Raw genomic sequence first — 19,780 nt, forward strand, 5'->3', positions numbered from 1 at the left:
CCGGATGACGACCCCCTTGCTTTACGGCTTCAACTTGCTTTCAAGGCGGGCCTTGGCCTTTTCAGCGTCGCCCTTGGCTTCCTGAATGTCTCCCTCGGCCTCAATGTCGGGGCGGTCGATGGCCCTGCCGATCGCCTGCTTGGTCTTGCCGATGGTTTCATCCATGAAACCCTTGGCGCGGTCCTTGATCTCACCCATGGCATAACTCCTTTTTCCATGTTGATAGGATCGAAAGCGGGGATGTGCGGGCATGTTCCTTGCGCCATGATCGGTCGCTCTGCGGTTGCGGGGAAGCGCCCATGGCGCGCGGCGAGTGGATCCTGCGAATTACCCTGTAGCTGGCCGCAGCTTGGTCATCCGCGCGACGAATTGGGCGTAGGATTGCATGAAGCGGCGCAGAAAATGCTCGCATCGCGCATCGGTGACATCACCGTTGTCCGAAATCAGCCCCGGCGTAAAATGGATATAGGCCTCAGGTGCAGTCATCAGCGGGCAATCGCAAGCGGCCAGAATGGCGCGCAGATGCTGTTGGGCGATGGCGCTGCGTATTTCTCCCGGCGATGCTCCGATGATTGCAGCGGGTTTGTGGGTAAAGGAATTGTGGCCGACCGGGCGGCTGGCCCAATCGATGGCGTTTTTCAGGCCGCCCGGGATCGAGCGGTTATATTCCGGCGTGACAAGCAGCACCGCATCGGCCGCATCGAGCGCCTGTTTGAAGGCGCGCGCCGCCGGGGGAAAATCCGCGTCATAATCGTAACTGTAGAGCGGAAGGTCATGGATGGGGATTTCCTCAAGCGCCAGATCGGGGGGAGCCAGCCTTGCCAGTGCCTTGGCCAGCTTGCGGTTGATGGAGTCGGTCGCCAGACTGCCCACCAGATAGCCTATCATATACTGCGTCATGATGCGTCCTTTCGCTTGGCATGAGCGCGTTCGCGCGATGCCCGGTTGAATGCGAAAGCGGTCAGCGGCGGGATAGATCCATCACCGGCCTGTTCCTGTATGTCGGAGCATGTCCGTTCCGCCGCAGCAGGAAAATCGGATCAGCCGTTGGCATGACACGGGCGCGAGAAAGCGGCGGCATGGAACATTGCGCTGCGCCCGTTCTTTCCCCCGAACACAGCAGGAGATCGAGACATGAAGCACAGGAGAATGACACTGATCACCCTGGCCATGACTATGGCCGCGACCATGGCCACAGGGTCACAGGCCCTGGCGCAGGGCGCGCAAAAGCCCACCGCCAGCGATCATGCGCCCGCCAATCCGGCCATAAAATCGCCCGACAAGATTACATGGGGCCAACTGGGCAAAGGACGCAATTCGTTCACCGAAGGCGAGGCACGGATGCGGCTGGAAAAGGCGGGCTATACCCGCGTTGACCAACTGAAGCTTGACACGGACGGCCTGTGGCAGGCCCGCGCCCAGCTTGACGGGCAGCCGGTCCGTGTGGCCCTCGACTATAAGGGCAATGTCGCGCATCGCTGATCACAAGCCATTGATAATACGAGAGAGGATTGACCATGAGCAAGATCGTCACCCGTCTTTATGACAGTTTTGAGCAGGCCGAGAACGCCGTGCGCGACCTTGAACTTGCCGGTATTCCCGAAAGCGACATCAGCCTGGTTTCACACAGGTTTGCCTCGCGCGGCGTCAAGGGCGCCCCGGCCAGTCTGCGTGAGCCTGAGGATATGACTGCGGCCCAGGCATCGGGCCGGGATGCGGCCGCGGTTGGCTCGCTGGGCGGCATTCTGGGGGCGACCGGGGGCGCGCTGGCCGGGTTGGGTCTGCTGGCCATTCCGGGCATTGGTCCGGTGGTGGCGGCCGGATGGCTGGCCAGCGCGGCAGCGGGCGCTGTGGCCGGGGGCGTGATCGGAGCAGGCGCGGGGGGCATTGTGGGCGCCCTGTCCAATGCCGGGGTCAGCCGCGAGGAAGCCGAATTCTATGCCGAAAGCGTGCGTCGCGGCGGCACTCTGGTCAGCGCCAAGGTGCCCGAAGACATGATCGAAACCGCCCAGCATGTGCTGGCCGATTCCGGCTCTGTCGATCCTTATGAACGTCGACGCCTGTATGAAGGATCGGGCTGGAGCCGATTTGACGAAGACGCGCCGACCTATTCGGAAGCCGACATCGCCGCCGAGCGCGACAGGTGGATGCTGCGTCACTGATGCCGCATGGCGTCGCGTATCGACCGATATGCGGCGCCGATTATGCTGAGCACAGCGCGACCGGGCGATGCGCCTCGGTCGCGCGCCTGCTGTCCAGACAGCGCAGGCAGGAAACGCGCAGGAAGATGCCATGTTTGGTCCTTCACCGCGCCATTCCAGAATTTCATCTCATAATTCAGCCTTCCCTTATGCCTCTGTTTTAATGCTGTAAATGCTCAGGAATTGGGCGATTTATGTGGGATGGGCAGCCCGTCCATACCGGGCAATCCGCCGTTCATCGAGCTGCGCTATCTTTGTATCAAGGTCGTATTGATCGACCTGCTGATGAACCAAAAGAGGAAGGTCGCCTTATGCGTAAGATCATTCTTGGAGCGGCGCTGGCCGCAATTGCGCTGCCGGTTGCAACGCCTGCTTTTGCCGGCCCGCCGCCCTGGGCTCCTGCTTATGGCCGCCGCGATCATGATGAACGCCGCGATTATCGTGGGTATGAAGCGCGCTATGAACCGCGCCGGATGAACCGCGATGACCGGATCTGGCGCGGCAATGACGGGCGCTATTATTGTCATCGCAGCAATGGCACGACCGGGATCGTGGTCGGGGCCGCATTGGGCGGGTTGCTGGGCAATCAGATCGCCGGTCGGGGTGACAAGACGCTCGGCACGATCCTGGGCGTCGCCGGGGGCGGGCTGCTGGGTCGCGAGATCGACCGGGGCAATGTCACCTGTCGCTGATGCCTTTTGCCCCTAGGCGGCGGCACGACAGGTTGTAAAACCAATGGCGGCCTATGAGGATTCCATTCCTCATAGGCTCGTCGAAAGCTTTGCCCGATATTTTTCACGCCGGGCGGCGTCATGATGAAGTGCTGCTCTGCACTTTCCGGATCGCGGATCACGCGGCATTGCGCGTCCATTTTTGTCGTTTCGCGACGTCACCGTATAGGCGGGCCATCGGGGGCGCCCCTTGGCCGAGGGGTTTGCGGTATGGGCGAATTGGGCCCACAGATCAGTGATGGATTGGACCGGCGCCTCGCACCAGAGCGGCCAATGTCGGGCGTCGCGATGCGCGGGGGTGCACTGTCCATTTCCTTTGCGAATTTGCCATGCAATTGCGCGCCGCCGGATTGCTGGAGGGCGATTCCTATGAATTGCCGATGACACAGGAACAGATGGCCTATGCGACCGGCTTGACCCCCGTTAATGCGTTCGACGTGGCGATATAGAGGGCGGTCAAATTCTTCGCCGAACACGTCGGGGTCGATTTCGCGGTAATGCATAACACAGCCGTTTCACGGGCCAGCCTGTCCAGCGCTGATCGCATCCGATCCTCGCCGGCAATGATGGCGCTGTCGGTGTAAAGATGCAATTGCCCGCCCGGACGCAATCGGCGCAGCGCCCGCCGAACAGCGCTGATGCGCATAGGAAGGCAAGGATGGGGGCTGGTCGCCATATCGTGTTGGGCCATGAGATTCCCTCCTGACAACGCGAAAGGCAGCGCAGGGCAAAAGTTCCAGGCATACTGTCACAGGCTATGATCTTGGCGCCCGCGACCACATGTGACGCGCCATGGCGTGCCGGTATGAACGCGATTGTTTTTGTGTATGCTTGGCCTCTCGCAAATGCGCCTCTGGAGTGGATTTTTATGCAAGACCGGCCGCGCTGTGACTGGGCCAATTCCGACCCGATGATGCAGCATTACCACGACACTGAATGGGGCGTGCCCCAGCGCGATTCACGGATGCTTTGGGAAACGCTGATGCTGGAAGGGTTTCAGGCTGGTCTGTCCTGGGCCATCATCCTGCGCAAGCGTGAGGGGTTTCGGGCCGCTTTTGCCGGTTTCGATCCGCACAAAGTGGCAGACTTTGGGGCTGATGATGTTGAAAGGCTGATGGCCGATCCCGGCATTGTGCGGGCGCGGGCCAAGATCGAGGCTACCATCCGCGGCGCGCAGATCTTCAACGAGATGCAGGCGCGCGGGGAAGATTTTGCGCAATATTGCTGGTCTTTCACATCGGGCGAGCCGATCAGGGGGGATGTGCGAAATGTGCAGTCCCCACTCTCGATCGCCATATCGAAAGATCTGAAAAAGCGCGGTTTCAAATTTGTCGGTCCGACGATTGTCTATGCCTGGATGCAGGCGGTCGGGATCACGAATGACCACATGCCTTCCTGTTTTTGCCATTCCTGAAACAGGCCCGCTTGTTTTCCACGTGGTTCAGCCCATCTGGGACAAAGCGGCGGGCGCGGCACAGCCGGGCAGTATGAGGTCGCTTCCCAAGGCAAGGATACCGTAGTGATACGGTATCGCCTGCTAGAGGCGGGATCTAACGTCGGGTAGGTGCAAGTCAGTATGCCCGCGTGATCCGGGCTTGGATTGAGCAGAGCCGTGTTCAAAAAACGTGTGGCCTATATCGTGGATAGTGATGCGTCCTATCGACGACGGTTCGCCTTGGCTTTGCGGCATCAGGGGTTGGAAACGCGGGCCTTTTCGTCCGATGCGGATCTGGTCGAGGCGGCATCCTATCTTCCGGCCGGTTGCGTGCTGCTGGCCATTCGCGGACCCGAGCGCAGCGGGCTGGATACGATCCGCCGCCTGTTGGCACAGCGTTCGGACATGCCGGTCATTATGATGCGCGTCGATCCCACCATCCGCGAGGCGGTTCAGGCGTTGCGGGCCGGGGCGGTCGATTGCCTGCCTATTCCGTGCCCCATGGCCAAGGTGCGTCTGGCTTTAGACTATGCCTATGAAATCCTGCCCGCCAAAGTGGCCCATCAGCAATTCATCGGCGAGGCTGCCGCGCTGCGCGCACATCTGACCTCCAGAGAGGAAGAGGTGCTCAAAAGGATTGTGGGGGGCATGACCAATCGCCAGATCGCCCTTGATTTGGCAATCGGTGTGCGCACCGTGGAAATGCATCGCGGCAACATCATGCAGAAATTGCGCATGGATAATCTTGTCGCCTTGATCCGCTTTGCCACGCTGGCAGGGATTGCCGGTTCAAATGAAGATGCGGCATGAAGAGAGGATCGCTCATCCCATGACACAGTCGCCGCTTTATCGTTTTGGTCTGGCCGGTTGGCTCTATGCCAGTCGATGCGCTTTGCCCTCGGCATGGGCGCAAAGGGCGGTCGATGATATTGTTGCGAAATCCATCCCGCGCAATGCGTCGCTGGAGGTGACAGGCGCCCTGCTGTTCACCGGTTCGCGCTTTGTCCAGTTTCTGGAAGGGCCGGCCGAAAGCGTCGTGGCCATTCGCCAGAATATTCTGGCCGACAGGCGGCACCATGACATCGTGACATTTTTGAGCGGTGGCAGGGTGGAGCGAATTTTCAGCAACTGGTCGTTGGCCTATGCCGGGCCTTCGCTGTTCGTGGCCGACAAGATCGAAAACCTGTTCCATAATGGTGTCCACAACACGTCGGAGGTCATCGATCTGCTGGAGCAGTTCGTGATCATAGCAGAGGCAAACAAGCCCTGAAGCGTGATATACGCGGGCGCCTTATTCCGGCTGTGGTTCGTCCGGAGGGGTATGGTCATCGGCGGGAAGCTGGCGTTGATACAGATTGCGATAGTGCTGGGCCCGGGTTGCCCGTAATCCGTTAAGGCCGTTGCGATGGACGGCGCGCTGCCAACTGGCGAATTCCTCCGGCGAGAGGGAGTAGCGGGTGCAGGCCTCCTGTGCGGTAAGCAGGCCGCCATTGACTGCGGCAACGACTTCGGCCTTGCGCCGGGGCACCCAGCGGCGCGTTTCGGGGGATGGCAACATTTCCAGGGTGAACGGCTCACCCAAGGGGCCACGTATCACGCCGGGACGGACTTTCTGATTCTCGATCATGCAGCACCTCCGGGGAATATTTTGCGATCGCAACGTTTTATCCCAGCCTAAGGCTGGTATGCGGCTTATACGGTAAAGCCCTTAGATGCGCTTGGGGCCGAGTTCTTAAAGCGCTGTGCTGTCAAACGTTCCGATTATAGGCTGGACGGTTGGCGGGCGATCTGCGGCCTGCGTTGATCCCGAGGCGGGCGCTATTTGCGCTTTTGGGGATGGCGGCTGATGCCGGGGTATCGCGGATACTTTCATATAGTTGATACAATTCAATGTATTGCTTTGAAAATCCGAAAAATCTCCATTCGATAAAAAGTACCTTGCTACCTAAAAATAAAATTAGTAGCTTGCGCTCAACGAATCCAAAAAAGCATAAAGGAAGAGGTATGAGGAAGGCGAAAGGCGGCCTGCCTTATGGCAGGATCGTATCGGTTTTAGCTTTAGCCTGCGCGTCGAACGCGGCCTATGCGCAACAAGCGGCGGCCAACCCGCCACAGGCCGCAGAACCCGCCCAACCCATCGTCGTCACCGGTTCGCGCATCGCCACCGGCTTTGACGCGCCAACGCCGGTCTCGGTGCTGAACACCCAGCGTATGGCGGAACGAGGTGCGGCCAATATTGGCGATGCGCTCAACGAACTGCCCGCCTTTCGGTCGACCCAGACACCCGCTTCAACCGGCCTGTCGGCGGCGGCGGGCTATATTGGCGGGCGCATTCTGGACCTGCGCGGGCTTGGCTCGGTGCGCACGCTCACGCTGGTCGATGGCAAGCGTTTCGTGCCCTCCACCACGCAGGCGACGGTCGATACCAACATGATCCCTTCGATCCTGCTGCAAAGGGCCGAAGTGGTCACGGGCGGCGCGTCGGCAGTCTATGGGTCGGATGCGGTTTCGGGTGTGGTCAATCTGCTGATCGACAAGAAGCTGACCGGTTATCGCATGAATATGCAGGCCGGGATTTCCAAATATGGCGACAACCGCACCACCCAGATCGGCGGCGCGGGCGGCTGGAATCTTGGCGGCAATGCCCATCTGGTCATCGGCGGCGAATATGAGAAGAACAGCGGCGTCGAGGCGTGCCGGGTGCGCGACTGGTGCTCCAATGGGTTGATCAACTGGGGTCGCAATCCGGGCATTTCAAACATGCCCGCCAATAATATCCTCTCCAATGTCCACCCATGGACGGCCTCGTATAATGGCGTCACCACGCCGCCGTCCTCGGCCTATACCGGCAATCTGCTGCCGACTTTGCGCCCCATCGACGGCATCACGTTCAACCGCGATGGCACGCCGCGCCGGTTCCAGTTCGGCTCGATGGCCAATTCGCTCTATCAGGTGGGCGGCGAAAGCGACGGGCCGGGCCAGAACGTCTATTTCGACTTCCCCATCGTTTCGCCCACCACGCGCTATAATGCGATGGCGCATCTGAACTGGGATGTGACTCCGGCGCTGAAAATTGAATGGACCGCCAATTACGGCCATGGCGAGGGCTATCACCGGGCGGTCGCCTATCGCAATACGGCGCTGACGATCCGTTCGGACAATCCGTTCCTGCCGCGATCCAGCGATCCCACGCTGGATATTCCCACGGTCCTTGCCAACAGCGGGTTGACCAGCTTTACGCTGGGCAAGGGGTTTGACGATATCGGGCCGGGACAATTGCGCGTGCGCAACGATGTCATCCGCTCGGTGCTTCAGGCATCCTATCAACTCGGCGGCGGATGGAAGGCGGATGCCTATTACCAGTTCGGGCGCAACAGTTTCCGCAGCGATCTGACCGGGGGCACGGTCACTGCGCGGCTGCTCAAGGCCATCGACGCGGTTTCGGTGAACGGCGCGCCCACCTGCCGCGTCAATGCCGATGCCGGCACCGCCAATGACGATCCGGCCTGCGTGGCGCTCAATCCCTTTGGCTATGCCAACGGGCCCAATTTTGCCGCGGCCAAGGCCTATGTCACCGCCAATGGCTATCAGACTAACGTCACCACCGAACATGTCGTGGCGGCCAATATCACCGGCTCGCTGTTCTCATTGCCGGGCGGGCCGCTGGGTGTGGCCTTTGGCGCGGAATATCGCCATGACAGCGTGAAGGGCAGCACCGACGCTCTCTCGCAGACCAATCAGTTTTTCACCGGCGGCGGTTCGCTCATTTCGGGCCGGATCGGGGTGCTCGAAGGCTATGGCGAGATGGAGGCGCCGGTCCTGCGCGATCTGCCCTTCATCAGCGAGTTGAGCTTTAACGGGGCGATCCGCCGCACGCAGTATAACCGTTCGAGCGATTTCTTCGCTTCCAGCTCGCTGGGCGTGACGACATGGAAAGTGGGGGGCGTCTGGGCGCCGGTCGATTTCATCCGTTTTCGAATCACCAAATCGCGCGACATTCGCGCGCCCAATGTATCCGAACTCTTTGGCCCCACCACGCAAAGTCAGGGCATCCTGACCGACCCGGCGCGCGGCGGCATACAGACCGTGGCGCCGATTACCTCGGGATCGAACCCCGGACTTCAGCCTGAAAAGGCCGATACGTTCACTGTGGGCATGGTGCTGCAACCCAAGACCGGCTTTGCACGCCGGTTCCGCGCCTCGGTCGATTATTACAATATCCAGATCAAGGATGCGATCAGCACGCTGGGCCAGCAGAACATCGTCACCCGCTGCTATCAGGGCGATCCGCTCAGCTGCTCGCTGGTGACGCGCGACAGTTCGGGCATCATCACCAATATCACCGACACGCAGCAGAATGTGAACAGGCTGATCGTGCGCGGGATTGATATCGAGGCTTCCTATCGCCAACCATTGGGCCGCGACAACGCGCTGAGCGCGCGCCTGCTGGCCAGCAATGTGATCAACCTGATCACCGTCGACGCCATTGGCCCGACCGAACGCGCAGGCCAGACGGGGCTGCGCGCGGGGACGCCGCCGGGCATTCCCGACTGGACGCTTGATGGTATGCTCACTCTCGATCTGGGCGAGCGGATGAGCTTTTCCACCCATCTGCGCTGGATCAACGCGGGCTTCTACAATTCCGCCTTCGTCGGCCCCGATCAGAGCGGCTATTCGATCACCTCGGCTACCAGTTCGAACACCAACAGCGTGCCCTCGCGCACCTATGTCGACCTGATGGCCACCTTCAAGGTGCATGGCGGGGAAGGGCGCAAGTTCGACTTCTATGTCGGCGTCGACAATGTTTTCGATGTCGATCCGCCCAATTTTCCCGGTGCCAACGGTTCGGGCAACAACATCCTGTTCAACCCCGTCGGCCAGTATTTCAAGGCCGGTGTGCGGGCCAGTTTCTGATCCTTTTTTCTTCCTTTCATCAACGGATATTGCTCATGCTTGATCGCCCCTTTGACCCGGAAACCCGTATTGTCTCGCGCCGCGACGCGCCCCCCGTCATCGAACAGGAATGCGACATCTGTGTCGTCGGTTCGGGCGCATCGGGCGTTTCGGCCGCGATTGAGGCGGCACGCGCGGGCAACCGGGTCATTCTGGTCGATGGCCTGCCCTCGCTGGGCGGTCAGGCGGTCAATTCGATCATCGGCATGTTCTGCGGCCTCTATACGCCGGGGCTGAACGGGCGCCAGCTCACCCATGGCATAGCCGATGAAATCATCACCGAACTGACGCGGGACGGCAACGCCCACATCATTCAGGGCGGGGTGATGAAGGTGGTCATGTATAATGAGGTTGCGCTGGGCCGCTGGGTGGAAAAGACGGTGCTGGACGCGGGCGTTCGTCCATTGACCGGAGCGATCATCCGCAAGGTCAATCTGGACGGGCGGCGCGTGCGGTCGATTGATGTGGCCACGCGCCATGGCGATGTGCGCATCACCGCCAACGGCTTCATCGACGCTTCCGGCGATGCGGCGCTGACATGGCAGGCCGGGTTCGATTGCCGCGTGCATGGCAATGGGCAGATCTATGGCTCGCAAATGCTGATTGTCGAGGGGATCGACGATGCGCACAAGCCCGATTGGGACACGATGGCCAAGCGCATTGCCGAGCGCGGCGAGCATTACGGCATGATGCGGCGCGACGGCTTTGCCGCGACTTTCCCCGGCACCGACATCGCCATGGTCAACATGACGCATATCGAAACCCCGCTCGACCCGTTCGAGGCCGCCGAAAAGCAGATCGACGGCAAGGAGCAGGCCGACCGCACGCTGGTTTTCCTGCGCCATGAATTCCCCGAAGCCTTCGGCAAGGCGCGGGTGCGTACCTATGGCCTGCCCGGTGTGCGCCAGACCCGCTGGATCGTAGGCACGCATCACCTGACCACGCAGGAGGTGCGCGAGGCGGTTCAGTTCGACGATGCCATCGCGCGCTGCTCATGGCCGCTTGAACAGCATCATAACCGCGAGGGCTATGTCTGGGAGGTCTTTTCCGACGATCACATTCACACCATCCCGCTCGGTTCGCTGACGGTGGCGGGGGCGGATAATCTGCTGGCGGTGGGGCGGTGCATCGATGCCGATTCCGCAGCTCTGTCCTCGGTGCGAGTGATGGGGCCATGCATGGCGATGGGGGCCGCGGCCGCCCATGCGTTGACACTGGCCGGATCGGGCAGCGTGCATCAGATTGACATGGGGCAATTGCGCAGGAAAATCGCCGCAAACCTAGAGGGATAAGCGCCGCAAAGGCCGACCCCCACCACGAGAGGAACACCCGTGAGAGAGGCACCCAGAACCATCGACGTTGCCCGGATAATTGACCGGCGCGGCCTTGGCCCGTTCAATTACCGGCTGATCGTCCTGTCATGGCTGATCACCGTTTTCGACGGGTTCGACATGATGATGATCAGCTTTACCGCGCCCTATATGCGCGACGAACTGGGCCTGTCCAAGCCGATGCTGGGCAATGTGTTTTCCTCGGGCCTGTTGGGCATGATGGTGGGCGGCTTTGTGCTGGCCTATATCGGCGACCGCTATGGCCGTCGGCTGACGATCACGCTGGCGGCCACGGGTTTTGGCCTGCTGACGGCGGCAACGGCGATGGCGCACAGCTATGAGGCGCTGCTGCTGCTGCGCTTTCTCGATGGCTGCGCGATTGGCGGGATGCTGCCGCTCGCATGGGCGCTTAACATCGAATATGTGCCCTCGCGGCTGCGCGCCACGGTCGTGACGGTTATCATGATGGGCTACAGTCTGGGCACAGCCATGGCGGGGCCGGTCACGGTCTGGCTGGCGCCCGGTTTCGGCTGGCGGGCGGTGTTTCTTTGCGGCGGCGCGGCCACGCTGGTGATTGCGGCGGGACTGTTTGCATGGCTGCCTGAATCGGTGCGCTTTCTGGTGGCGCGCGGGGGTAATCCGCAGCGTCTGACCGCCACGCTCAATCGCCTCGATCCCTCGCTCGATGCCCGCCCGGACGACCGTTTCGTACTGGGCGACGAGGCGAAGTCACCGCGCCATTTCACCCTGCCGCAATTGTTCGAAGGCGATCTGCGCTGGATCACCCCGCTGCTCTGGCTCGGCTATATTGCCAGCACGCTGGCGGTCTATTTCAAGGCCAACTGGGGCCCGATCGTCTATGAGGACCTGCATTTCCCGCGCGCCACGGCGGCCTATGTCTCCTCCTTTTCGGGGATGCTGGGCGCGGTGCTGGGGCTGGCGCTGATGCGCTATACAGACCGTAAGGGCGCGCTGGCGGTGGCCTTCTTTCCGGCCCTTGCTGCGCCCGCGCTGCTGCTGATCGGTTTGGCGCCGGTGGGGCGCGACACATTTTTGATCCTTTCGGTCCTTTCGACCAGCCTGGTGGGCGGCGCGCATTTCGGCATCCTGTCCATCGCGGGCATTTATTACGCCACAGCGATCCGCGCCAACGGGGCGGGCTGGGCCACCTCCATAGCCAAGATCGGCGGGATCGCCGGGCCGCTGATCGGCGGTTGGGTGCTCAGCTCGGGCCTGCCCATCGTCAAGAGCTTCGCCATTCTGGCCATCTGCCCCATCGTGCTGGCGCTTTGCGCGCTGGGCATTGCCGCCACGGTGCGGCGGCGCGGCGATGGCGCTCATGCCCCCCTTCCTGTTCCCGCTTCGTGAAAGGTCATCCCATGTCCCATCCCGCTCCCCTGCGCAGCCTTGCCGCCAATTCTCCCGTCCGCCGCGCGCATTGGCTTGCGCTGGGGCTGAGCGAGGAGGATCTGCTCAAGCCCAAGATCGCGGTGGTCAATTCCTCGTCCGAACTGGCCGTGTGTTTTGCGCATCTCGACGGCGTGGCGCGGGTGGTGAAAGAGGCGATCCGCGCGGCGGGCGGCGTGCCTTTTGAGGTGCGCACCACCGCACCATCCGATTTCATCACCGGCGCGGGGCGACAGGGCAGCTATATTCTGGCCGCGCGCGATCTGGTGACCAATGATATCGAGGCGCAGGTCGAGGCCGCGATGCTTGACGGCATGGTATGCCTGACCAGTTGCGACAAGACGCCGCCGGGCCATCTGATGGCGGCGATGCGGCTGGATATTCCCACCCTGCTGGTCATCGGCGGCTATCAGGCCTCGGGCGAGATTGACGGCGATCCGGTCGATATCGAGGATCTGTTTTCAGGCGGGGTCAGCGAGAAGCTGGGCAAGCCGGGCAAACATCCGATTGAAGAAGTGGCCAAACAGGCCATTCGCGGCCCCGGCGTCTGCGCCGGGATGGCCACGGCCAACACCATGCATTGCGTGGTCGAGGCGCTGGGCATGTGCATCGCCGGATCGGCCCCGGTGCGCGCCAACAGCGGCAAGATGTTCGAGGCGGCCCGCGCGGCGGGTGCGCGCATCGTCGATATGGTGCATGAAGGGCTGACCCCGCGCCGGATCATGACGCCGGGCGCCTTTCGCAATGCGGCGGCGATGGTGTTGGCGGTGTCCGGCTCGATCAATGCGATCAAGCATCTTCAGGCCACCGCCGTCGAGGGCGGGATGGACACCGACCTCTTCGCGATCTGGGAGGAGATGGGCCGCAAGGTGCCGGTCCTGTCCGCCGTGCGCCCCAATGGCCCGGTGCGGATTGAGGGGTTCGAGGATGCAGGCGGCGCGCGCGCGATGCTCAAACAGCTTGAAAGCCTGCTCGACCGCGATGTGCTGGTCGCCTCGGGCCGGACGATGGGCGAGGATCTGGGCGATGCCGGGGTGGAGAATGCAGAGATCATCCGCCCGCTCGACAAGCCTATTTCGCAGGGGCCTTCCATCGCTATCCTGAAGGGATCACTGGCGCCCGAAAGCGCGGTGGTGAAACTGGGCATCCGCGATGGTTCGCGACCTGAGGCGTTTACGGGCAAGGCTCGCGTGTTCGAGGATACGGCCAGCGCGATGCAGGCCATTGCCGAGGGGCAATTGCGCAAGGGCGACGTGCTGGTCCTGCGCGGACAGGGCCTGAAGGGCGGTCCGGCGATGGGTGGCGGCGCTTCGCTGGTGCTGTTTGCGATTGATGCGGCGGGGCTGGCCAAGGATGTGGCCTTTGTCACCGACGGGCAATTGTCCGGCCTGTGCCTGAAAGGGCTGACCATTGCCGAAGTTGCGCCCGAGGCGGCAGTGGGCGGCCCCATCGGGCGGCTGCGCGACGGAGACCACATCGAGATCGACGTGGCGGCGCGGCGGATGGATGTGATGATCCCGGCTGAGGAACTGGCCCGCCGTTCGGGGCCGGGCAATGCCTTTGCCGTGCCCGCCTCGGGCTGGCTGGGGGTCTATCGCCGCGATGTTCAGCCGATGTCGACCGGCGCCGTGCTGATCGATCTGGATTGAGGCGGCGATGGCGAAGCCCCCTCCCGCGCGGCTTGCCCGCTATACTTCCGATCCGGCCTCGGGCATGGATCGGGACATGACAGACGAGCAGAACGGCGACGGGAACCACGCGGATCAGCACAAGGGCGAGGAGGTGCAGAGCGGGCGCAGCGCGCGAAAACGCGGCCCCAAGGCGGCCCCGCCCAAGATCGCCCCGCCCAAGCCGGTGCGCCTCACCAACTTTTCGCCTGATGATGCGGACCGGCACCTGATGAATTATCGCCGGTCGAGCGGCGATCAGTCGAGCGACCGGCATTTCCGCATCACCCGCTCGCTGGTGGTGGCCGCGCGGCTGTGGCGCAAGGTGGCCAATGAGCGGATCAAGCCGCTCAACCAGACAATGGCGCGGTGGGAGACGCTGTTTCATGTCGCCTATTCCGGCGCCGATCTGACCCAGAGCGAGCTGGCCCGTATGATTAATGTCGAGGGGCCGACGATGGTGCGGATGCTCGATTCACTGGCGCGCGACGGGTTGATCGACCGCGAACAGAGCGCGCAGGACCGCCGCGTGACGGTCAACCGCATCACCCCTGCGGGCAGGCTGGCGATCAAGGAGATCATGGCGATCACCAATGATCTGCGCGGTGAAATACTGGAGGACATCGATCCCGAGAGGCTGGCCGTGACCTATGAGGTGTTGAGCCAGATCCTCAAACGGCTGGGCCAGATGCGTTAGGGGCGGGCGATCCGGCCTCCGGCGCGATACTATAGAAATTACAGGAGGATGCGCTGTGGTAAAACTGACAGGCCGGGAAGAAGCCATGCTGGCGGGCGAAGAAGGCGCGGCGGTGCGGAAGGCGATGGAATTGCTGATCCGTTACGCCGACGCGCTGGGCGCGGAGGATTTTGTCGAGACCAATAATGTGGCGGGCGTGCCCGGTTCGGCCCCGCCATGGATCAAGCAATATTACGCGGCCGATGGCGGCGATTATCGCGCGGTCTTTTCGCGCTTTGACCTTGATGCCGATGAGGTGGTCGATATTCCGCGCATGAACGCCTTCAGTTGCCATCTGCAAGGGGGCATGGACCCGATGCTGTGGCGCGAACAGGGGATGAGCGAGGCCGCCTTCGACAATTTCCGTTCCGATGAGCAGCAGGTGGCCGAGCATGGCATCCAGTTGCTCAAGACTTGTACGCCCTATCTGGCGGGCAATGTGCCGGTGATGGGTGAACATTGTGCGTGGATGGAATCGAGCGCTGTGATTTTCTGCAATTCGGTGATCGGCGGGCGGACAAATTGCGAAGGGCGCGAATCCACCAGCGCGGCCATGCTGGCGCGGCGCATCCCCAACTGGGGTTTTCACCGCGACGAATATCGCAAGGGGCAGCACAGCGTGGATGTTGCCGTGCCGGTCGATGATGTGTTTGAATGGGGCATGCTGGGCTATTTCGTGGGCGATGCGGTGCAGGACACGATTCCCGTGATCGAGGGCGCCATCGCCGCGCCATCGCTGATCCGACACAAGCATTTTGGCGCGGCGGCGGCCTCGTCCGGCGGGGTGGAAATGTATCACATGGTCGGCATTACGCCTGAGGCCCCCGGTGTGGAGGCGGCCTTTGGTGGCGCGCGGCGGGGCGAGACCTTCCGCTATGACGCCGCCGCACGGCGCAGCATTTATGAAACGCTCAACAGCGTCGGGCAATGCGAGGATGTCGATTACGTGATGCTGGGCTGTCCGCATTACTCCATCGAACAGATCGCCCATGCCGCGGGCCTGATTGAGGGGCGCAAGGTTCACAGCAACAGCGCCTTGTGGATCTTTACCAGCCGGTCGGTCAAGGCGCTGGCCGATGCCAATGGCCATACTGAAACCTTGCGCAAGGCGGGGGCTTTGCTGATGACCGACACCTGTTCCGCGATCTCTCAGGCCGTGCCCAAAGGCACGCGGGTTGCCGCGCTCGACAGCGCCAAGCAGGTGCATTACCTGCCCGCGATGATGGGGATCGAGGGCTGGTATGGCACGACCGCCGATTGCATCGATGCGGCCTGCAGCGGCAAATGGCGCGGGAGGCTGGCATGAGCGGGGCAGCCATGGCGCGGGTGAGGGGCCAGACCCCCGATTACATCATCCACGGGCGCTGCGTCGTGCCCGGCTGCGTCGAGGGCGAGGCGCTGGTCACGCATGACACGATCTCGGGCTGGGGCGGGGTCAGCCCGATGACCGGCACGATCATCGAAAGCAGGCACGAATTGAACGGCGTCAGTTTCGCAGGCAAGGTGCTGGTGTTCCCCGGCGCCAAGGGTTCGTCGGGCTGGTCGAGCATATTCCACATGACGCGTCTTGCCGGGACAGCTCCGCTGGCACTGCTGTTCAATGTGATGACCACCAAGGCGGCGCTGGGCGCGGTCGTGCTGCGGGTTCCCACGCTCACCGATTTCGATCGCGACCCGCTGGAGGTCATCCGCAGCGGCGACCTTTTGCGCATCGATGCCACGCAGGGGTACGTCGAAGGATGGCGGACGATCAGGTAAACGCCTTTAGGCCGAGAGGCGATCCTTTACCGACGCCCGCGCAGCGGCCAGCGTTGCCAACGCCTGATCTCCATCGCCCAGCGCCCGCGCCAGAGCCAGCGCCCCCACCATTTCGGCCACCGCAGAAGAGGCCAGGTGGGCGGCGCGGCCGCGGTCTTTGCCCTGCTTTTCCAGCGCGGCGGCAATGGCCCCCGTCATCGCGCCAATGCCTTGCTGAAATCGCTCTCTGGCGGCATGCGGCATGCGCGGCGCCTCGCCCGCCAGCCAGGGCAGCGGGCATCCGCGATCATGGCGGCGCATGGCCTGTTCGGACAGGTAATGGTCCACCAGCCCGTCAAGATCGGGTTTCTCGCCCAGGAACCGCGCCAGCATGCCCGCGCTGTCCTGAAACATCCGGCCGATGGCATGGGCCACCAGATCATCGCGATTTTCGAAATGGGCATAGAAACCGCCATGAGTCAGTCCGGCGCGCTTCATCAAGCCCGCGACGCTCAGCCCCTCGGTGCCCGCCGCGCGCAGGGCGGCGGCGGCCTCGTCCAGAATGCGCTCTCGCACTTTGGCCTTGTGGTTGCTCTTGTCAGCCATGATGCGTCGCCTCCTGTGCGGTTTCAAATCCGCCGCCCATCGCCCGTACTGCCGCAACACTGGCCCGCGCAAGCGTTTCGCGCGACTGCATCAGCCGGTCGCTGGCATCCAGCAGGTTGCGGTCGGCATCCAGCAGATCGATCAGCGAGACGGCGCCCAGAGCATAGGCATTGCGCGCCTGATCGCGCGCGCGGGTCAGAAGGTCGACCTCGCGCTCCAACGCCGCAACTGCGTGCGCGCCTTCGTCCAGCGCGGCCACCGCATCGCCCACCTCGGCGCCTGCCATCAACGCGGTCTGGCGCCATTGAGCCAAAGCCTCGCGGCGGCCTCCGCGCGCGGCGGCCATTTCCGCATCCAGTCGGCCGAAATCGAACAATCGCCAGCGCAGCGCCGCCCCGCCGCCCGCCATCACCGAATCACTCGACGCCAGCGAGAAGCCGCCCACCGTTGCCACACCCACCAGTCCGCCTAGTGAGAGATGCGGATAATAGTCAGCTCTGACCATGGCGATGCGCGCCTCGGCCCCAGCCGCGCGCGCCTCAGCGGCGGCCAGATCGGGACGGCGGCGCATCAGGGCGGCAGGATCAGCCTCCGGCGAAGGGGCAAAGCCGGCGGGCAGGGGAGCGGGCGAGCGCAGCCGCTCGGGCCATGCCCGGTCGCCTGTCAAAACGCCAAGCCGGTCAAGATCGACCGCGATGGCTTGGCGCAGCGCAGGCATAGCGGCCATCGCGGCGGCATGGGCAGCCTGCGCCCGGTTGGCGTCGAACTGGCTGGCCAGTCCCTGACCGGCACGCTGGTTTACCAGCAAAGCCAGTTGCCCGCGCAGATCAGCCTGTTCCTGTGCCAAAGCCAACCTTTGCTGTAGCGCCCGCAGGTGGAGATAGGCATCGGCAACATCGGCCGTCACCGAGAGCCGCGCAGCCTGTTCATCGGCCAGTGTGGCCGCCGCGCCCGATGCCGCTGCTCGCCTGCCCGCTGAAAGGCCGCCAAACAGGTCAATCTCCCACTGCGCATCGACGCCTGCCTGATAGAGCCGATAATCACGCGGCAGGCCAATGGTCCGCGAGGCCGAGCCGAGCGGTGAATGCAGCGACTGGCGGGTCTCTTCGGCCGAGGCTGACAGGCTGACTGCGGGCAGCAGCGATGCGCCCGCCCGCCGGGCAAGCGCGCGCGCCTGTTCCACCCGCGCTGCGGCGACCTCCAGCGTGAGATTGCCGCCCAGCGCTCGTTCCTCGGCGGCGTTGAGCAGAGGGTCGTGAAAGGCCTGCCACCACGGTTCCTGCGCCAATGCGGGCGATGACGCGCCCAGCGCCAGCGCCGAAAGGATGATAAATCGCATTGTCATTCTCCTTCAATGGGCGACATCGGGTGGGGGAGGCGCGCCGGCCGGGCGGCAAAATGGCACCAGCGCCAGCGCGGCGATGAACATGAAGGCCATCACCCGGAACACATCGTCAAATCCTATGGCCAGCGCCTCACGCATGACCGCGCGGCCCATGGCGGCCTGCGCCTGCAACAGGGCATTGGCGGGATCGGGGGTGGTCGCGGCCATGTGGCCGGTCAGCCGGGCTGTGGCATCCAGCACCGGGTGGGCATGGTGGCCCATGGCCTCGGACAGGCGCGCGGCCGCGATACGGGTGTTGTCCTGAAGCCAACTGTTGACCACGGCAATGCCGATGGCCCCGCCCAGATTGCGCATCAGGTTGAACAGGCCCGAGGCCGCCCCCAGATCCTGAGGAGGCACACCCGCCAGCGCCATATTGACCGAAGGCACGATGCACAGCATCAGCGCAAAACCGCGCAGCATCTGGGGCGCCAGCAATTCCCAAAACCCCCAATGAGCATTCATGCCCGAGGTCAGCCACAGGCTGGCGGCAAAGAGCGAGAGGCCCACGGTGATCATGTAACGCATGTCCACCCGCTGCGACAACGCGGCGGCGATGGCGGTCGAACCCAGTTGCGCCACGCCCACGACAAAGATCGTCTGGCCGATTTGAAGCGCATTATAGCCGCGCACCTGTGCCAGATAGACCGGAATCAGCGAGATCGAGGCATACATGCCAAAGCCGATCACCAGATTGAATACCGAGGCAAAGGCAAAGGTCGGGCGCCGAAAAGGACGCAGCGAAACCACCGGCAGTGCCGAAAAGAAGGCCCGTTCGATAAACAGCACAAAGCCCACCGCCGAGGCCCATGCCGCCAGCGCGATGGTCTGATCGCCCAGCCAGTCATGACGCGGCCCTTCCTCCAGCACATATTCAAGACCAGCCAGAAACACCGCCATGGCCACCAGATGCGCCCAGTCGATCCGCCTGAGCAGCGCAGGCTCTGCCCGGTCGATGCGCAGCAGCAGCGTGCAAAGGATGGCGATCACCAGCCCAGGCAGGACATTGACAAAGAACAGCCACCGCCAGTTGAGCGCATCGGTGATATAGCCCCCCGCCGAAGGCCCCAGCGCCGGAGCCAGCACGCTGACCGTGCCAAGGATTGCGGGGATCAGCGCGCGCTGCTTGCCCGAAAAGAGGGTGAAGCCCACCGCAAACACCAGCGGCACCATCGCGCCTCCGGTAAAGCCCTGAAGCGCGCGAAAGGCCACCATGGAGCCGATCGACCAAGACAGGCCGCACAACAGGCTCGAGAGTGTGAACATGGCGCAGGAGGCTACAAAGAGCCAGCGGGTCGACAGGGCGCGGGCAAGGAAGCCTGAGAGGGGAATCATCACCAGCTCGGCCATCAGATAGGCAGTCTGCACCCAGCTTACCTCATCAGCCCCCGCAGCAAGACCCGCGGCAACTTCGCGCTGGGACGCAGACACGATCTGGATGTCGAACAGGGCAAGGAATTGTCCAAAGGCCATCAGCCCGAAAATCAGGAACTTGCGGCGTGTGGGCATGGCGGTGGGGTCGGCGGACCAGTCCTGCGACAGGGCGGTGACGGCTGGCGAGATCATGGTCGCGTTTTGCCTCTTGTTGAAAT

Annotated in this window: 19 protein-coding genes; 13 read left to right on the forward strand and 6 right to left on the reverse strand. The window is 62.9% G+C overall.

The genetic code is table 11. The features are described from left to right. Nucleotides 1-21: 21 nt before the first annotated feature. Nucleotides 22-198: a CsbD family protein gene (locus tag FHW96_RS12570; RefSeq protein ID WP_172340920.1), complete on the reverse strand. Its 177-nt coding sequence runs from the start codon at nt 196-198 to the stop codon at nt 22-24. A gap of 129 nt (nt 199-327) precedes the next feature. Continuing rightward, complete coding sequence (locus FHW96_RS12575; RefSeq protein ID WP_172340921.1) at nt 328-900, reverse strand: NADPH-dependent FMN reductase; 573 nt, start codon at nt 898-900, stop codon at nt 328-330. Between the two features lie 249 nt (nt 901-1,149). Between FHW96_RS12575 and FHW96_RS12580 the strand changes: the two genes are divergently transcribed. The 6 genes from FHW96_RS12580 (at nt 1,150) to FHW96_RS12605 (ending at nt 5,637) form a co-directional block, all read left to right on the forward strand. Beyond that, nucleotides 1,150-1,482, forward strand: coding sequence for a PepSY domain-containing protein (locus FHW96_RS12580; protein ID WP_172340922.1), 333 nt, complete (start codon nt 1,150-1,152; stop codon nt 1,480-1,482). A 35-nt stretch (nt 1,483-1,517) separates the two neighbouring features. After that, on the forward strand, nt 1,518-2,162 hold the full coding sequence (locus FHW96_RS12585) for a hypothetical protein (protein ID WP_172340923.1): 645 nt from the start codon (nt 1,518-1,520) through the stop codon (nt 2,160-2,162). Between the two features lie 350 nt (nt 2,163-2,512). Then, nucleotides 2,513-2,893, forward strand: a complete 381-nt coding sequence (locus FHW96_RS12590; RefSeq protein WP_172340924.1) for a glycine zipper 2TM domain-containing protein — start codon at nt 2,513-2,515, stop codon at nt 2,891-2,893. Nucleotides 2,894-3,800: 907 nt separating this feature from the next. Continuing rightward, nucleotides 3,801-4,346: a DNA-3-methyladenine glycosylase I gene (locus FHW96_RS12595; RefSeq protein ID WP_172340925.1), complete on the forward strand. Its 546-nt coding sequence runs from the start codon at nt 3,801-3,803 to the stop codon at nt 4,344-4,346. A 198-nt stretch (nt 4,347-4,544) separates the two neighbouring features. Continuing rightward, nucleotides 4,545-5,177 (forward strand): LuxR C-terminal-related transcriptional regulator, encoded by a 633-nt coding sequence (locus FHW96_RS12600; RefSeq protein ID WP_172340926.1) that lies wholly within the window; start codon nt 4,545-4,547, stop codon nt 5,175-5,177. 19 nt (nt 5,178-5,196) lie between these two features. Next, nucleotides 5,197-5,637: a BLUF domain-containing protein gene (locus tag FHW96_RS12605; RefSeq protein ID WP_172340927.1), complete on the forward strand. Its 441-nt coding sequence runs from the start codon at nt 5,197-5,199 to the stop codon at nt 5,635-5,637. A 21-nt stretch (nt 5,638-5,658) separates the two neighbouring features. Here FHW96_RS12605 and FHW96_RS12610 read toward each other — a convergent pair whose 3' ends face one another. Further along, entirely contained in the window at nt 5,659-5,994 is a 336-nt protein-coding gene (locus FHW96_RS12610; RefSeq protein WP_172340928.1) for a DUF1153 domain-containing protein, read from the reverse strand. Between the two features lie 377 nt (nt 5,995-6,371). Here FHW96_RS12610 and FHW96_RS12615 point away from each other — a divergent pair, with 377 nt between their 5' ends. From FHW96_RS12615 to FHW96_RS12645, 7 genes are read left to right on the forward strand one after another with little or no spacing between them, the layout of a single operon-like run. Beyond that, a complete protein-coding gene (locus tag FHW96_RS12615) occupies nt 6,372-9,281 on the forward strand; it encodes a TonB-dependent receptor domain-containing protein (protein ID WP_172340929.1) in 2,910 nt (969 codons plus the stop codon). 35 nt (nt 9,282-9,316) lie between these two features. After that, complete coding sequence (locus tag FHW96_RS12620; RefSeq protein WP_172340930.1) at nt 9,317-10,612, forward strand: FAD-dependent oxidoreductase; 1,296 nt, start codon at nt 9,317-9,319, stop codon at nt 10,610-10,612. A gap of 39 nt (nt 10,613-10,651) precedes the next feature. Continuing rightward, the gene (locus FHW96_RS12625) at nt 10,652-12,019 is read left to right on the forward strand and encodes an MFS transporter (RefSeq protein WP_172340931.1); all 1,368 of its coding nucleotides are present in this window, start codon (nt 10,652-10,654) and stop codon (nt 12,017-12,019) included. A gap of 11 nt (nt 12,020-12,030) precedes the next feature. Next, complete coding sequence (locus tag FHW96_RS12630; protein ID WP_172340932.1) at nt 12,031-13,707, forward strand: dihydroxy-acid dehydratase; 1,677 nt, start codon at nt 12,031-12,033, stop codon at nt 13,705-13,707. A gap of 7 nt (nt 13,708-13,714) precedes the next feature. Beyond that, nucleotides 13,715-14,422 (forward strand): MarR family winged helix-turn-helix transcriptional regulator, encoded by a 708-nt coding sequence (locus FHW96_RS12635; RefSeq protein WP_172340933.1) that lies wholly within the window; start codon nt 13,715-13,717, stop codon nt 14,420-14,422. Nucleotides 14,423-14,477: 55 nt separating this feature from the next. Then, entirely contained in the window at nt 14,478-15,767 is a 1,290-nt protein-coding gene (locus FHW96_RS12640; RefSeq protein ID WP_371815706.1) for an aconitase X, read from the forward strand. Further along, nucleotides 15,764-16,219 (forward strand): aconitase X swivel domain-containing protein, encoded by a 456-nt coding sequence (locus tag FHW96_RS12645; RefSeq protein ID WP_253950917.1) that lies wholly within the window; start codon nt 15,764-15,766, stop codon nt 16,217-16,219. The genes FHW96_RS12640 and FHW96_RS12645 overlap by 4 nt, the downstream gene beginning before the upstream one ends. A gap of 6 nt (nt 16,220-16,225) precedes the next feature. Here the strand turns inward: FHW96_RS12645 and FHW96_RS12650 are convergent, their stop codons facing one another. The 3 genes from FHW96_RS12650 to FHW96_RS12660 are packed head-to-tail and all read right to left on the reverse strand — an operon-like array spanning nt 16,226 to nt 19,754. Then, complete coding sequence (locus tag FHW96_RS12650) at nt 16,226-16,804, reverse strand: TetR/AcrR family transcriptional regulator (RefSeq protein WP_172340934.1); 579 nt, start codon at nt 16,802-16,804, stop codon at nt 16,226-16,228. Further along, nucleotides 16,797-18,143, reverse strand: coding sequence for an efflux transporter outer membrane subunit (locus FHW96_RS12655; protein ID WP_172340935.1), 1,347 nt, complete (start codon nt 18,141-18,143; stop codon nt 16,797-16,799). Before FHW96_RS12655 ends, FHW96_RS12650 begins: the two co-directional genes overlap by 8 nt. Nucleotides 18,144-18,155: 12 nt before the next feature. Then, nucleotides 18,156-19,754, reverse strand: a complete 1,599-nt coding sequence (locus tag FHW96_RS12660; RefSeq protein ID WP_172340936.1) for a DHA2 family efflux MFS transporter permease subunit — start codon at nt 19,752-19,754, stop codon at nt 18,156-18,158. Nucleotides 19,755-19,780 lie beyond the last annotated feature (26 nt).

Source organism: Novosphingobium sp. SG751A, assembly GCF_013149295.1.
Lineage (GTDB): Bacteria > Pseudomonadota > Alphaproteobacteria > Sphingomonadales > Sphingomonadaceae > Novosphingobium.

Excerpts from the sequence above, each read along its gene's own strand:
- FHW96_RS12570 (WP_172340920.1), bottom strand. The coding sequence starts at position 198 with ATGGGTGAGATCAAGGACCGCGCCAAGGGTTTCATGGATGAAACCATC.
- FHW96_RS12575 (WP_172340921.1), bottom strand. The coding sequence starts at position 900 with ATGACGCAGTATATGATAGGCTATCTGGTGGGCAGTCTGGCGACCGAC.
- FHW96_RS12580 (WP_172340922.1), top strand. The coding sequence starts at position 1,150 with ATGACACTGATCACCCTGGCCATGACTATGGCCGCGACCATGGCCACA.
- FHW96_RS12585 (WP_172340923.1), top strand. The coding sequence starts at position 1,518 with ATGAGCAAGATCGTCACCCGTCTTTATGACAGTTTTGAGCAGGCCGAG.
- FHW96_RS12590 (WP_172340924.1), top strand. The coding sequence starts at position 2,513 with ATGCGTAAGATCATTCTTGGAGCGGCGCTGGCCGCAATTGCGCTGCCG.
- FHW96_RS12595 (WP_172340925.1), top strand. The coding sequence starts at position 3,801 with ATGCAAGACCGGCCGCGCTGTGACTGGGCCAATTCCGACCCGATGATG.
- FHW96_RS12605 (WP_172340927.1), top strand. The coding sequence starts at position 5,197 with ATGACACAGTCGCCGCTTTATCGTTTTGGTCTGGCCGGTTGGCTCTAT.
- FHW96_RS12610 (WP_172340928.1), bottom strand. The coding sequence starts at position 5,994 with ATGATCGAGAATCAGAAAGTCCGTCCCGGCGTGATACGTGGCCCCTTG.
- FHW96_RS12615 (WP_172340929.1), top strand. The coding sequence starts at position 6,372 with ATGAGGAAGGCGAAAGGCGGCCTGCCTTATGGCAGGATCGTATCGGTT.
- FHW96_RS12620 (WP_172340930.1), top strand. The coding sequence starts at position 9,317 with ATGCTTGATCGCCCCTTTGACCCGGAAACCCGTATTGTCTCGCGCCGC.
- FHW96_RS12630 (WP_172340932.1), top strand. The coding sequence starts at position 12,031 with ATGTCCCATCCCGCTCCCCTGCGCAGCCTTGCCGCCAATTCTCCCGTC.
- FHW96_RS12635 (WP_172340933.1), top strand. The coding sequence starts at position 13,715 with ATGGCGAAGCCCCCTCCCGCGCGGCTTGCCCGCTATACTTCCGATCCG.
- FHW96_RS12645 (WP_253950917.1), top strand. The coding sequence starts at position 15,764 with ATGAGCGGGGCAGCCATGGCGCGGGTGAGGGGCCAGACCCCCGATTAC.
- FHW96_RS12650 (WP_172340934.1), bottom strand. The coding sequence starts at position 16,804 with ATGGCTGACAAGAGCAACCACAAGGCCAAAGTGCGAGAGCGCATTCTG.
- FHW96_RS12655 (WP_172340935.1), bottom strand. The coding sequence starts at position 18,143 with ATGCGATTTATCATCCTTTCGGCGCTGGCGCTGGGCGCGTCATCGCCC.
- FHW96_RS12660 (WP_172340936.1), bottom strand. The coding sequence starts at position 19,754 with ATGATCTCGCCAGCCGTCACCGCCCTGTCGCAGGACTGGTCCGCCGAC.